Below are 14,780 nucleotides of genomic sequence, written 5' to 3'. Positions count from 1 at the left end.
CTACACCTCACGCGGAATTGAGCGACGGTACATTTCGCACAGATGGGCAATGACATCGATGAGGGTCAGGCGATAATCGAGCAAAATGTCCTCACTACGACCTTCGAGTTTGAGTTGCTTGGAAAAGTTATCCATGAGTTCGACGTGAATCTCTAGCACTTGGGAAACAGAAATATCCGCGAAGAACGCTTTACTAACAAACTCGTCAATATGCTCATTAACTTTGGCATCGGTGTTAAAGTATTCAAGGATAATGGTACGATAAATTGAGCGCAATTCGTCCAGCAGCTTGCGTTTATCGGCAGTGGACATACGGCGGAAGAAAAATTCCGTGTCTCGCTTGTAATAGACCCCTAGGTAGCCGAGCCGCTCCTTCAATTTTTGGGAAAGACGATGCTGCGGATCGACATTACTACTTTCTTTCAGGGCTGGCATGCGAAACATGACATGGGGCGGCACCGCACAACCCGGACAGAGTTTGACAAATCCCGTAATGGCTTCCTCAATTTGGTGGTTGAGCTGGTGGAGGTTGTCAGCGGTAAGAATGATTTCAGCAATGTGGTAGTGCGGCCCCGGCGGAACGGGTGAGGTGCCGGCAGGAAAGACAATGATCGCGGGCAGGAGTGTGACGCTGTGGTGAAGATAGGTAATGATTTGCGGCGTACCCTCTCCCCATTCTAAAATTAAACAAGCGACATTATTGCGCCGCTGCTCTAGGTAAGTGCAAAACTCTCTCTCGTTGGAAAAGTAAACCAGTTCATCGATGTCGGAGTTGTGCAAACGGACTAATTCTTGGCCAATAGCGGGCGAGTAAACTAAGCCACAGATTGTTAGTGCGGTTGACTGCGCCACGTGCTTTCAGAACTTGAGTTTGCATCTGATAGCATCCTATCACTTTCTCGCTGGTGGTGGCAGTGTTTTCTGGAGGAGTGTTGCCATTTCATTACAAGCTTAGGACCAACAGCCCTGCTCACAAGGACAGAACACACTCAAGAATGGCAAAGCCTGTGTAAAGCGGCATCCTACTTCATTATTTGATGTATCCCCCATTGCAAAAAAGGGCTGTATCCATGAATTCCCTCTCCCTAGCCAGCTTTACTGAACCTGCAATGACGGTGGGGGCAGGTTTGTCTCTCAGCGAGGTGTGCCAGCGTTGGCAAGAAACCCTCCCAGAGACGATCGTCATTGTGGATGAGGGGCAAAAACCCTTGGGAGTGGTGCAGGGCTGGCAGTTGGCGTTGAGTTTGGAGCGGGAAGGGACGTTAGCCGACTTGGCGGTGGGGAGTGTGACGGCTTCTTGGCGATCGCCCGTGATGGTGGTACCCGCAACGTGGACACTATTGCAGTTTCAGGGGTGGTTGCGCAGCCAAGTCCAGATGCCAGCCTATATTGCGGTTGTGGATGCACAGGGTTGTTTTTTGGGACTGCTGGATCAGCAACGCTTGCTCTATCGCTGGGCGTGCCAGCCCCCTTTGCCTTGGCTGGAGGTGATTGAAGAATTGCCTTTGCCGGTACAAATTCAAAACGCCCAAGGGAGAGTCGTTTGGCAAAATCGCGCTTGGTCAGAACACTTAACTGATTTCTTGCCACTGGTGCAGCCTAAATTTGAAGGCATGAATTGTCAGGCACTAGAGGCGCGATCGCGTAGCGGGCCCTTCGGGCGATCGCTCTGGCAGGTGTGTTCGTTTCCCTTGAATTTAACGTCGTTGGACTGGGAGAAGGCAGAAAGCGGTGTCGCGGTGGCGAGCGATCGCTATTGGTTATTTTTTGCCCAACGGCGGCAGGAGTCAGATCCGACGACCCCCACCCGCTTGCACCAACTGCGCCTCCATCAGCAAAAGCGCCTCCTCCTGAGCTTGGGGCATGAACTCAAAAATCCCCTAACGGCGATTCTCAGCCTCACCCAACTTTTGTGGCAGCACCCTCTACCAGAGCAACAGGACTACCTTGCCCTGATCCAGCGTAGCGGTTGGCAAATGAATCGCCTCATTCAGGCGTGGCAGGACTACACCCGTGCCCTTTGGCGAGAGTTGGAATTGCAATGGGAAACCGTAGAATTGGCGGGTTTGTGGTTGCGATCGCAGGAGTTGGCGGAGCATCTCTACAATCTAACCCCGCTAGGTTGGCAGTGGCAGTGGCACATTGATCAGCCCTTGAGCCATGTGTACCTCTACGGCGATGCTCTGCGGCTACGGCAGATTCTTGCCCATCTCTTGGGGTGGCTGATGCTCTTTCCCAGCGATCGCTATGGACTGCGCTTGAGTCGCTGGCAAAATTGGCTGGCGCTGCAACTGTGGGAAGAGGGACATGGCATTCCCCTCAAGGATCACGATCGCCTGCTGCACGAATGCCTCGAGGACTATGCCGAAGTCACCATGGGGCTGATGCTCGCCCGCCAACTCTGTCGTCTCCACAATGGTGAGCTTTCCTTTATTGCCCAAGCTGACGACTCCAGTGAGTGGACAGTGCTACTGCCCTTTGCTGAGGAACTTCCCCCTGAGTTACCCACTACGGCTCAATTGATCCTTTTGGTGAGTAATGATGCCACGTGGATCATGGACACGACTTCCGCATTGCGGCGCAATCACTACGGCTATGTGGTCGCTCGCCATCCCCTTGAAGCGCTGGATAAGCTGGAGCAACTGCAACCCACGGCCATTGTCGTCCGCCCCGCCAGTAGTCTCATTCTGGCTGATGTGGTTGAAAGTCTGGCCACCAGCTCCTTCACGGCCACTGTTCCGTTGATCATCCTCTCCGATGAAGCCACTCCCTTGGGCTTGACCGGTTTTGTACAACGGCTGCCCTTGAGTAGTCATCCCAGCCTGCTGATTGATGTCCTCGATCGCTGGTGTTTCCCGCGATTGGTTGCTCCAGTGGAAGAATCGACTTTTGAGCGTCCCCTCCTCAATCAAACGGTACTCCGCCTCGGCCTCCTCCATGACATTAGCCTGCCCCACCTGCGGCTCCTCGAAGCAGAAGACCTTGAACAGGCCGATCTCTTGGTGGAGATTTGGCAACCCGATGTTCTGATTTGGGATTTGCCCGCTGACGCGGTCGCCCATCTGGAGAATCATCCCAAACTGCGAAAACTCCCCATGATTACCTTGGCCGAAGATAGCAGCCGAGCCATTCATCAATTGGGGGATGTCATGGTCTTTCCCTGCCTCAACCTTGCGGACTTAATGGATGTGGTGCTCCTTGCCGCGACGGTGAAAGCTCAAAGCTGACTCAGCACTGTCCGCGCTGCCGCAATGGTGCGCTCAATATCCGCCTCTGTATGGGCAAGGGAAGTAAAGCCCGCTTCAAACTGGGATGGCGCAAGGTAAATCCCCTGCTCCAACATACCCCGGTGGAAGGCCGCAAACTTTTTCAAATCGGACTGCTTGGCTTGCTCATAGTTCGTCACCGGACCAGCGGTGAAAAAGAGACCAAACATGCCACTGATGTACCCACCACACACCTCATGGCCAAATTCCCGTGCGGCCTCTAACAGTCCTTGGATCAGCTTGCCTGTGATCCGATCCAGTTGCTCATAGCTACCGGGGCGGCTGAGAATTTCCAAGGTTTTAATGCCCGCTGTCATTGCCAAGGGATTGCCAGAGAGGGTACCCGCTTGATACACCGGTCCTGCCGGCGCCACCATCTTCATAATGTCAGCGCGACCGCCATAGGCACCCACCGGTAGGCCACCGCCAATCACTTTTCCGAGGGTGGTGAGGTCTGGTGTCACACCAAATTTTTCCTGAGCACCGCCATAGGCAATGCGAAAGCCAGTCATCACTTCATCGAAGACCAAGAGGGCACCGTACTGTTTCGTCAGCTCCCGCAGCCCTTCGAGAAAGCCAGCATCTGGCGGAATAAAGCCAGCATTGCCGACCACAGGTTCAAGGATCACCCCCGCAATGTCATTGGGATACTGTTCAAAGAGGCGACTAACCGCTTCGAGATCGTTGTAGGGTGCGGTTAATGTGGCGGCGGTGGTTGCTTTCGGCACGCCGGGAGAATCGGGTAAGCCCAATGTAGCGACTCCTGACCCTGCTTTGACCAAAAACATATCGGCATGGCCGTGGTAGCAACCTTCAAACTTGATCACTTTTTCCCGCTGGGTATAGGCACGCATGAGCCGCAGCACTGCCATACAGGCTTCGGTGCCAGAATTCACAAAGCGCACCATCTCGACACTAGGGACAGCGGCAATCACCATTTCCGCCAAGATATTCTCAAGCACGCAGGGGGCGCCAAAGCTGGTTCCCTTTTCAAGGGCGGCATGGAGAGCATCAATGACTTCGGGGTGGGCATGCCCGACGATCGCGGGTCCCCAAGACCCCACATAGTCAATGTATTGGTTGCCGTCCACATCCCAAATGTGGGCACCCTTGACGTGATCAAAGACAATGGGCTGGCCGCCGACGGACTTGAAGGCACGCACGGGTGAACTGACGCCACCGGGCATGAGTTTTTGGGCAGCGGCAAAAATTTCTTGGGATTTTGTGGTTTGAAAAACGGTCGTGGTCAACGTCAACTCCCTCAAGCATTGGCGTGCTCACAGTATTATAGGCAATTCTTCTGCCCCTTAACCCGACAAAGGCGCATGTTGCAATTCTTTACGGTTTGGGCGGCTCATTTATGGCGCTTGGGAGAATAACACTGGAGTTGTACCCACAGAACGGCTACCTCTGCAAGATGTCTATGTCCTCCACGCCACTTCTGCCCACCTTCTCCATCATCTTGGAAACTGAGAACTTGGCAAATGCGGATATGGCTGGACTCCACTGTGCCCTCCAGTCCCTTGCTAGCCAAGATTTACCCCCCACTGCCGCCAATGAAGTCCTGCTCTTGGAAACAGGGGATGCTCCCCAAGCGTATCTTGCGCAACTGGCCGAGGCCTACCCTTGGCTGACGTTTTGTGCCGTGCCCAAGGCGCTTGGCTACTACGAGGTGAAAATGTGGGCAGCGGAGAAAGCAACGGGTGAGGTGATTGTGTATTGTGATTCGGACTGTTGCTATGAGCGCAGTTGGTTGCAAAGGATGGTGATGAGCTTTACAGCCAATGAACAGATTCAAGTGCTGGCTGGGGAAACTGCGATTCGGGAGTGTATTTGGCGTCAACCCCAAGCCCGTGCGAGTCATGCTCCCCCAATGGCCTCCGGCACTTCTACTGGCGATTTTTGCTCATTGGCCACGATGACTACTGGCAGCAGCGCTTGTTAGGAAAGCCCTCCCAAAGGCCACGGGTGCAAGATCATCAGGGCTGGCGGGGCAAGTTGAAAATTTTTGGCCAGCGGTTGCGGCGGATGGTTCGCCATGATCCAAAGCATATACTGTTCCTGCCCTCAAGCCCCACTATCTGCTGAAGGCCTACGAAAGAGTTCTCACTAAGCAAGAACCTAAGCATAGCAATAGCGATCGCGCCCGCCCCGCTTGGCGAGATAGAGCTGCTGATCAGCAAGGGTGATGAATTCATTCACCGGTTGGCCAACTTGGGGCAGCAAGCTGACAATGCCCATACTCAGGGTGACGCGATCGCTCACTGAGGAGGCCATATGGGGAATCTCCAAGGCATAGAGAAGCTGTTGGATGCGTTCGGCGACGCGCAGACTGCCAGTGAGATCGGTATTGGGCAAAATCAAGGCAAATTCCTCACCACCGTAGCGTGCGGCTAAATCGGTGGGACGGCGCACCGCTTGGGTTAATATTTTCGCGATCGCGATCAGGCAGTCATCCCCTGCTTGGTGGCCGTAGTGGTCGTTGAAGTTCTTGAAGCAATCGACATCACAAAGAATCAGGGAAATGTTCGTCTGTTCTCGCTGGGCTAACTGCCACTGCTGCTGCAAATACTGGTCAAAATAGCGCCGATTGGCAATCTGGGTGAGACCATCAATGGTCGCAAGGCGAGAAAGTTCGGCATTGGCCAATTGCAGTGAGTCATACAAGTTTGTTTGCTGAATGGTAATTGCCAGTTGATCGGTGAGGGAGAGAATGAGTTGGCGTTCCTCATCTGTCCAGCCGCTGGAATGATTAAAACGCTGAAAGGAAAAAGCCCCCCAAATCTGCTGATTGATCCGAATTGGGGCAATGAGCCAGCCACCACCGAGCACTTGAGCAATTGCACGGTTCACTGCATCGGTGGGATCCAGATTCTCTAGGGCAGGCAGCTCGGCAATTTTTCCTTGGTGGAGGATTGCGGCAATGGGATTATGCTCGTCTGGAATCGTCAGCCCCACGCTAGGGGTTATATACGGTTTGTTGAGAAACTCCACTAGGGGAATCCAGTGGTGCTGTTCTGGCTCGTACTTGACGACAATGGCGCGATCGACCCGCAGGATATGACACACCTCCTGTACCGCCTTGGCAAAGGCCTGATTGAGATCAGGGGCTTCGCGAATCTCCTGAATGAGCTGGTTGAGTTCCCGCTGGCGAACGGCTTGATCTTGAAGGTAGGCCTCGTAGTGCTTGCGATCGCTAATATCGCTAAAGGTGAGAATCACCTGCTCAATACTCCCTGTTGCCGTGACTTCTGGATCAGCGGTCACTTGCAACCAGAGCCGCTGTTGGGTTTGTTGATTGAGAATGCCCATCACCCCTTGTACCCGTTGCTTTTGAGCAATGGCAATCATCAGCGGAAAAGCCGCTGGCGGCATTGGTTCTCCGGCATCGTTGAGGGCATCCCAAGCCATTTCTGTTGGTTTTTGACCAATGATGTCCGCTTCCTTGACCCCCAGCAGCTCACAGCCCCGAGGATTAATCACTTTTGCGTAGAGATCGGCAGACAGCAGCATCACTCCCACATCTAAATCGTTAATGAGATTGCGAAAGAGTGCTTCCCGTCGGCTGAGTTCTTTGGCGATCGCCACTTGAGTTTCTTCAAAACGCTTGATTTGTGTAATATCGCGGATGACGCAGAGGACTTGATTTTTGCCTTTGTAGCGCAACCTTGTGGCAAAGATATCCACATCAATAATCTGGCCATCGCTACAGCGATGCTTGCTGACACCGTGCCAAGTGGGCTGATGCCGAATCGTCTCTAGGAATTCCTGAAACTGATCGCGGTAGTCGGGGTGCAGAAAATCCTCAGGTTGGAGTTCAAGGCATTCACTACGACTGAAACCATAGACGTCGCAGATGGCATCATTGACCTCAACGATCTGTAGGTTTTCGGTGTCATAGATCACTAGGCCATCGGCCACAGACTCGAAAACACTGCGATATTGAGCCTCGCGCTCATCCAGTTCAGCAAGGGCACGTTTGCGATCGCTAATATCAGTACAGACCACCACACAGCCGACAATTTCTTCCTCCTCATCCAGCAGGGGAAAAAGGTGGCTGAGCATATCACAGGGAGCATCGGTGCGGCAACGCAGCAGAATTTCTTCATCGTTAATGGTTTCTCCGTCCAGAACGCGGTCAATCAGGGCTTCCACCCGAGTCACTGATTCTTGGGGATGGAGCAGTGCCGAAAATAGCATACCGAGCACCACTTGAGCCGCTGCCAGTGTCTTCAAGCCAACCCAATTACTGGTTAAGAGAGTTTTGTCGCGATTGAGAGTCAAAATGATGACGGGGCAATTGTTCACTAACTGCTCATAGCGGTTGCGCTCGCGATCGAGGGCGAGTTGCAGTTGGCGTTGGCTAGTAATGTCATCAATCAGGGCAATTAGCAGGTGAAGCTCACCATGGGCATTGCGCACACAGGAGAGGGTTAAATTTCCCCAGACGGTGTGCCCTTTTTTGTGGCGGTAACGCTTGACAATTTGATAGGTGTTGCGCAGTCCCAGTTGACACTCTTGGATGAGAGCCGCCTCCTCAGGCCAATCTTCAGCAAAGGTCAGATCATGGGCGGTGAGATTTGCCAGTTCAGGAGCGGTGTAGCCGACAAATTGGCAAAAAAAGGGATTGCAATACACAAGGCGGTAGTGGTTAGCAGGGCCAGTGACAATAATCCCGACTTGGGCATTTTCAAAGACTGCACGCCAGGGATACTCACTTTCTCTGAGGGCTTGCTCTGACTGAATTCGTTCTGCTTCATCCACAATGATGCCCTCAATTGCATAGGCTTTGCCAGTTACGTCATAGACTCCCTGACCGTACTCATGTACCCAACGCTCCGACCCATCAGCACAGAAAATGCGGTAGCCGACACTAAAGGGCAAGCCCTTGGCAAGGGCCTCATGGATTGTGCAATCAACGCGATCGCTATCTTCTGGATGCGTAATACTAGCGTAGCTACGAACCTGATTGTGCACCAGTTCGCTCGGGAGATACCCCGTCAGCTCAGTGAACTTGGGACTTAGGTATTCCATCGTCCACGAAGCATCGATGGCACAGCGATACACCACGGCGGGTAGGTGATCTACGAGGTTGCGATAGCGTTGTTCGCTTTCCCGCAGGCGCATTTCCTGTATCTTTTGGTCATGGATATTGACCATAACGCCGATGATGGTTGTGGTGTTTGGTGGTTGCTGCCGATATTCCCAGCGATCGCGCACCCACACATACGCACCATTGGCATGGCGCAGGCGATATTCCAAATCGCAGGGTGTTGCTCCCCCTTGCTGAGGGATGGCTTGCCAAAAGCGCTCTTGATCCTCTGGGTAGATGAGTTGCTGCCACGCTCGCAGGGTTTTGGGCAATTGCTCTAGGGGGTACCCCAGCACCCCTTGACTGTCACCGTACCAATAACACCACTCCCCTTGGATTTCCCAGAAGAGCTGTTGACCTATCTCCGTCAGGGTGTGAAATCGCTGCCACCATTTTTCCAGTTCATTAACCCGCGCTTCTTGGAGCAGCCAATGGCGATAGCGTTCCGTAATTTCCGTTAGGATCAGGGTCCAGCCGTGAGCATCAGCGGTTAAATCCAGTTGCCACCACTGCTGTTTGCGCGGATCATAGCAGTCCCATTGTGCCGGGGTTTGGGTGTTGAGCACCTGCTGGAACCGCTCTAGGGAAAGGTCAAAGTTGGCGGACAGTAGCTCGATGACGGAGAGGCCCGCTAAATCGGTACTAGCGTGGTTCAATAACCGTTGCGCCGCAGCGTTGGCATAAAGAATGGTGCCCTTGCGATCGCCCGCCAAGACAGGATGAGGTAAATGGTGCAGATGATTGGCAAGGGAGAACTGCTGTGAGTTCATGGTTCGGTCAAGGGAGTGTGAGGAAACAAGGAACACAGTCAATAGCTACAGGGCGACGTTAGCGATCGCCAAGGGGCTGGGCATGGTGAAACAATCAATTCTTTAATGAATAGGTGATTTCACGAGGAAGATGTCTTAGCGCCGTCCTACCCCTATGCTATCGCTTTGCTAAGACAAGATGATTGATAGTCAGGTAGAGGATTTCAGATCTGCTTTTGCATAGGCGGAGCGCTTGGCGAGAACTGATGATTGGCTCAAAACCAAACATAACCGTTTCTAATTGTTCGATTGCCGAGGAGTGGGGCACATGCCAGTTTTGCAGACCATGGAAACCGTTGATACCCCCCTACTAGCCGCTGCTCAATCCATCTATAATCTCTACCAGCAGGTTCATGGGGCAAAAACGGTGCCTGCGGGTGTCGCTGTTAATCGGCAAACCCTGCGGGGCTATGTGCTGTTTACTAGTCAACCAGTGCTGCTGCCCCAAGAATGCTTTATTCCCTACGATCATCTGCCGGAAGTAACACGCCTATAACTGCACTAACTTTTTTGACCTTTGCTAGCTACTGCCTTGTCTTTGGCCTTGGGGCAGCGGTGGGGAGCTTTCTCAATGTTGTGATCTACCGTGTGCCGAGCGGGCGATCGCTCCTTTATCCGCCGTCTCGCTGCCCGATCTGTTTGACCACACTCAAGCCCTGGGACAATATCCCAATTTTGGGCTGGCTATTCCTGCGGGGGCAATGTCGTTACTGCCATGCACCGATTTCTTGGCGGTATCCTGCGATTGAGCTGTTGACGGCACTGCTGTACGTCCTGATTGTGGCTGTGAGTGGCTGGCAAGTGCAAACCCTTGTGCTCTGGCTGTTGAGTGCGTGGCTCTTGGCCTTGGCCTTGATTGATCTAGACACGATGACGCTGCCCCATCCCCTGACAAAATGGGGGTTGATTGTCGGCCTGCTCGTGAGAGGGTTAACGACGGGTCTAGGCGGACTCACGGAAAGCATCATTGCCGCAGTGATTGGCATTTGGCTCTTTGATCTGATCCGCTGGGGGGGGGCGATCGCCCTTGGTCAGGAGGTCATGGGGGGAGGGGATAGCAAACTGGCAGCGATGATCGGGGCTTGGCTAGGTTGGCAGGGATTGCTCGTTACCTTTTTCTTGGCCTGTGCCCTCGGTGGCCTGATGGGTGGACTGGGGATTGCCCTCGGTTGGATTCAGCGGCGGCAACCGATTCCCTTTGGCCCTTTTTTAGCAGTAGCGGCTATTGTCAGTGGTCTCTTTGGCCGCCAATTGATTCATCTTTATCTCGAAACCTTTTTGCCCGGCGTGTTTGTGCGCTAACTCTTATCAAAGTAAAGACAACTTGACAAGATAAGCCGAAATTCCCTGACAAGGGCGACAATAAAACCCCATAGGCGGGCATCCACCACCCGCTGGCGATCGCTCAGATCGGCAACTTTCTCATATTAGCGCGCATTCCTCTCACTTCCTCAAGGAGTTGACCCATTTCAGAGCGGGTGGCTGGCTCAGCCATGGCTATTCTCGTAAATCCTGCCAATGGGGTGCCTTATTCCCAGAGTACAATCCAGTATGATGAAATAGTATTCTTGCCGTTTGTTGCGCTCCGTTGAGACTTTGCTCCAATGACCTCGTCCCCCTCTGCGTCGGCGACAACTGCCCTCACAGGTGATCAAATTCGCCAAAAATTCCTTGAGTTCTATGCCGCTAAGGGACACACGATTTTGCCCAGTGCCTCGCTGATTCCAGAGGATCCGACGGTGCTGCTGACGATCGCCGGCATGCTCCCCTTCAAACCAATTTTCCTCGGCCAAGAAGCCCCGAAAGTGCCTCGCGCCACCACTGCCCAGAAATGTCTGCGCACCAATGACATTGAAAATGTGGGTCGCACTGCTCGCCACCACACGTTCTTTGAAATGTTGGGCAACTTCAGCTTTGGCGACTACTTCAAGGCGGAGGCCATTGCTTGGGCATGGGAATTGATGACCACGGTTTATGGTTTGCCCCCGGAACGGCTCTTGGTGAGCGTCTTTGAAAATGACGATGAGGCCTATGACATTTGGCATCGCCAAGTGGGCTTGCCCAAGGAGCGCATCCAGCGCATGGGAGAGGAGAGCAACTTCTGGACGGCGGGGCCAACGGGTCCCTGTGGCCCTTGTTCTGAGATTTACTACGACTTCTATCCGGAAAAGGGACTAGCTGACGTTGATCTCGATGACGATCGCCGCTTCATTGAACTCTACAACCTAGTGTTCATGGAGTTGAACCAAGACGATCAAGGGCGCCGCACCCCCCTCAAGGCGAAAAACATTGATACCGGTATGGGCTTGGAGCGGATGGCGCAGGTTCTGCAAGGGGTGCCCAACAACTACGAGACAGACTTAATTTTCCCGATTATTGAGGCGGCAGCGCAGCGAGCCGGGATTCAGTACCGCAAAGCCAATGCCAGCACCAAAACGTCCCTCAAGGTGATTGGCGATCACACCCGTGCCGTGGTTCATCTCATTGCCGATGGCGTTACCGCCAGTAATGTGGGGCGTGGCTATGTCCTGCGGCGATTGATTCGGCGCATTGTCCGCCATAGTCGGCTGTTGGGGATCAATGAACTGGTGACCCCTGCCTTGGCTCAAGTGGCGATTGATCTGGCTGCCAATGTCTATCCCAATGTGCGTGAGCGGCAGGCAGTGATTCTCAGCGAACTCCAGCGGGAGGAGGAACAGTTTCTTAAGACCTTGGATCGGGGTGAGAAGCTCTTAGCGGAGATGCTCGCTCCATTGAAGACAACTAAGGGCAAAAAACGCAGTAAACCACAATTGGCAGGGCGCGATGCCTTCGTTCTCTTTGATACCTATGGCTTCCCCTTGGAGTTGACCCAAGAGATTGCCGCCGAGCAAGGCATTGGTGTGGATGTGGCTGAGTTTGAGGCCTGTATGGCCGAGCAGCGGCAACGCTCCCAAGCCGCTCACGAAACCATTGATATTACCGTTCAAGAGGGGATTGACTCCCTAGCGGATCAACTGCATCCGACGCAGTTTCGTGGCTATGACGAGTTTAGTTTGACCACGACCGTAACAGCGATTTTGGTGGCGGGTCATCCGGTAACAACGGCAACGGCAGGGACTGAAGTGCAGGTGATCCTTGAGGAAACTCCCTTCTATGCTGAATCCGGTGGCCAAATTGGCGATCGCGGGTATCTTGCCAGCAGTGATGCGCTAGTGCAAATCCACGATGTGCAAAAGCAAAAGGAAGTGTTTGTTCACTACGGCAAAGTGGAGCGGGGCAGCCTCAGCGTTGGCGATCGCGTGAGCGCCCAAATTGATCTCAGTTGTCGGCGGCGGGTACAGGCGCACCACACCGCAACGCACCTCTTGCAGGCGGCCTTGAAAAAGCGGATTGACGAGAACATTTCCCAGGCGGGGTCACTGGTGGCCTTTGATCGGTTGCGGTTTGACTTTAACTGCCCCCGTGCCCTCACTCGCGAAGAACTGCAACAGATTGAAGATCAAATCAATACTTGGATTAGTGAAAGCCATGCCACCCACACCAGTATCATGGCGCTCAATGAAGCCAAGGCCAAGGGGGCGATCGCCATGTTTGGTGAAAAATACGGCGAGCAGGTGCGGGTTCTCGATATTCCGGGCGTTTCTATGGAACTCTGTGGTGGCACCCATGTCCACAACACTGCTGAAATTGGCCTCTTTAAGATCATTAGTGAAAGTGGCGTGGCTGCCGGGATTCGTCGCATTGAAGCCATTGCAGGACCAGCGGTGCGTGACTATTTGCAACAGCGCGATAGCATTGTCCGCGAGTTGTGCGATCGCTTCAAAGCCAAACCGGAAGAGATTCTAGATCGCATTAGCCAACTCCAAGCGGATCTCAAAGCCCAGCAAAAGGAACTGGAACACCTCAAAGCTGAACTAGCCCTCGCTAAAACTCAAGCCCTCTTGGAGCAGACTGAAGCCGTCGGCAATACCCACATTCTCATTGCCTCCTTAGCAGGGGTGGATCCCCAAGGGCTAAAAACCGCCGCTGAATGGCTCCTGAATAAACTGGGTAGTGGAGCTGTGGTGTTGGCCACTCAACCGGCTGCTGACAAAGTGAACCTTTTAGTCGCCGCCAGTCCGGACGTTGTAGAGCGGGGGGTTCATGCCGGTCAACTGGTGGCGGAACTCGCCCAAGTCTGTGGTGGCCGCGGTGGTGGGCGTCCCAACTTTGCCCAAGCGGGGGGATCTGAACCTGAAAAGTTATCCGAGGCGCTGCAATTGGCGCACTCTCGCCTCAAAGGGATTCTCGAATCCTGATATATTGAGCTTCTGTTTCTCACTCAGCAGCACTATGGCCTTTGTTAACGCAAACTACCTCAAACTCAAGGCAGGGTATCTCTTTCCGGAAATTGCCCGCCGTGTCAATCAATTCTTGCAAGCCCATCCCGATGCCCCCCTGATTCGTCTCGGCATTGGGGATGTCACCGAACCGCTGCCAGCGGCCTGTCGTCAAGCGATGATTCAAGCGGTGGAAGAAATGGGCGATCGCGCCACCTTCAAAGGCTATGGGCCTGAGCAGGGGTATCCTTGGCTACGGGAAAAAATTGCCGCCCACGACTTCCAAGCCCGCGGCTGCGACATCGATGCCAGTGAAATTTTTATTTCCGACGGCTCCAAGTGCGACACAGGGAATATCCTCGATATTTTTGGCGACGGCAACCGCATTGCCGTTACCGACCCCGTTTATCCCGTCTATGTGGATACCAATGTCATGGCAGGGCACACGGGGGAAGCCAATGAACGCGGGGAGTACGCTGGACTGGTCTATTTGCCGATTACCGCTGAAAACTACTTCACCGCCACGCTGCCCAGTGAACCTGTGGACTTAATCTACCTCTGCTTCCCCAACAATCCCACCGGTGCGGTGGCCACACGGGAGCATTTACAGGCGTGGGTGGACTATGCCCGTGCCCATAAAGCAATTATTTTCTTTGATGCCGCCTACGAAGCCTTTATTACCGATCCCGCTATTCCCCACTCGATCTATGAAATTCCCGGTGCCCGCGAGTGCGCCATTGAATTCCGCTCCTTCTCGAAAAACGCCGGTTTTACGGGAACCCGCTGCGCCTTTACGGTGGTGCCCAAGGGTCTTAAGGGGCAAACCCCCAGTGGCGAGGCCGTCGAACTCTGGGCGCTGTGGCAACGGCGGCAATCCACGAAGTTTAATGGTGTGTCCTACATTGTGCAGCGGGGCGCGGAGGCGGTTTACTCTGAAGCCGGTCAAGCCCAAGTACGGGAACTGGTGGCCTTCTATATGGACAATGCCCGTCTCATTCGCGAAAAACTCACCCAAGCGGGCTTTGCAGTCTATGGTGGGGTCAATGCTCCCTATGTCTGGCTGAAGACGCCCCAAGGGATTGGCAGTTGGGACTTTTTCGATAAATTGCTGCACACTTGCTATGTAGTGGGTACCCCCGGTGCTGGTTTTGGGGCAGCGGGTGAGGGCTATCTGCGCCTTTCGGCCTTTAATAGTCGGGAAAATGTGGTTGAAGCCATGGATCGGGTGGTGGCAGCCTTTGCCTAAGAATTCACCTAGAATCAGGACAAGGCTCATCAAAGCGGTTGGAGCGGCTTTAAACCCTTTTAGCAT

9 protein-coding genes are annotated in these 14,780 nt (G+C 53.7%); 6 read left to right on the top strand and 3 right to left on the bottom strand.

What is annotated here, in order from left to right; translation table 11 throughout:
• Entirely contained in the window at window positions 1–852 is an 852-nt protein-coding gene (locus M0646_RS05535; protein ID WP_286626947.1) for a circadian clock protein KaiA, read from the bottom strand.
• 218 nt (window positions 853–1,070) lie between these two features.
• Here M0646_RS05535 and M0646_RS05530 point away from each other — a divergent pair, with 218 nt between their 5' ends.
• Window positions 1,071–3,227, top strand: a complete 2,157-nt coding sequence (locus tag M0646_RS05530) for a histidine kinase dimerization/phospho-acceptor domain-containing protein (protein ID WP_286626946.1) — start codon at window positions 1,071–1,073, stop codon at window positions 3,225–3,227.
• Here the strand turns inward: M0646_RS05530 and hemL are convergent.
• The gene (gene hemL / locus M0646_RS05525; RefSeq protein ID WP_315863180.1) at window positions 3,218–4,453 is read right to left on the bottom strand and encodes a glutamate-1-semialdehyde 2,1-aminomutase; all 1,236 of its coding nucleotides are present in this window, start codon (window positions 4,451–4,453) and stop codon (window positions 3,218–3,220) included. The genes M0646_RS05530 and hemL overlap by 10 nt on opposite strands.
• A gap of 236 nt (window positions 4,454–4,689) precedes the next feature.
• Between hemL and M0646_RS05520 the strand changes: the two genes are divergently transcribed.
• A complete protein-coding gene (locus M0646_RS05520; RefSeq protein ID WP_286626944.1) occupies window positions 4,690–5,211 on the top strand; it encodes a glycosyltransferase family 2 protein in 522 nt (173 codons plus the stop codon).
• Window positions 5,212–5,387: 176 nt separating this feature from the next.
• Here M0646_RS05520 and M0646_RS05515 read toward each other — a convergent pair whose 3' ends face one another.
• Window positions 5,388–9,128: a PAS domain S-box protein gene (locus M0646_RS05515; protein ID WP_286649945.1), complete on the bottom strand. Its 3,741-nt coding sequence runs from the start codon at window positions 9,126–9,128 to the stop codon at window positions 5,388–5,390.
• A 307-nt stretch (window positions 9,129–9,435) separates the two neighbouring features.
• Here M0646_RS05515 and M0646_RS05510 point away from each other — a divergent pair, with 307 nt between their 5' ends.
• The 4 genes from M0646_RS05510 (at window position 9,436) to M0646_RS05495 (ending at window position 14,714) form a co-directional block, all read left to right on the top strand.
• Window positions 9,436–9,663 carry a hypothetical protein gene (locus tag M0646_RS05510; protein ID WP_225901554.1) on the top strand — a complete coding sequence of 76 codons (228 nt, stop codon included), beginning with the start codon at window positions 9,436–9,438 and terminating at the stop codon, window positions 9,661–9,663.
• Window positions 9,618–10,469 (top strand): prepilin peptidase, encoded by an 852-nt coding sequence (locus tag M0646_RS05505; RefSeq protein WP_399363006.1) that lies wholly within the window; start codon window positions 9,618–9,620, stop codon window positions 10,467–10,469. Before M0646_RS05510 ends, M0646_RS05505 begins: the two co-directional genes overlap by 46 nt.
• 302 nt (window positions 10,470–10,771) lie before the next feature.
• Complete coding sequence (alaS, locus tag M0646_RS05500; protein ID WP_286626941.1) at window positions 10,772–13,447, top strand: alanine--tRNA ligase; 2,676 nt, start codon at window positions 10,772–10,774, stop codon at window positions 13,445–13,447.
• Between the two features lie 34 nt (window positions 13,448–13,481).
• Window positions 13,482–14,714, top strand: a complete 1,233-nt coding sequence (locus tag M0646_RS05495) for an LL-diaminopimelate aminotransferase (protein ID WP_149818884.1) — start codon at window positions 13,482–13,484, stop codon at window positions 14,712–14,714.
• The last annotated feature ends 66 nt before the right edge of the window (window positions 14,715–14,780 follow it).

The sequence above is a fragment of the Thermosynechococcus sp. B3 genome (assembly GCF_030323045.1).
Taxonomy (GTDB): domain Bacteria; phylum Cyanobacteriota; class Cyanobacteriia; order Thermosynechococcales; family Thermosynechococcaceae; genus Thermosynechococcus.
The sequence above is the reverse complement of the archived record's forward strand: the minus strand, read 5'-3'. Positions and strand labels throughout refer to the sequence as shown.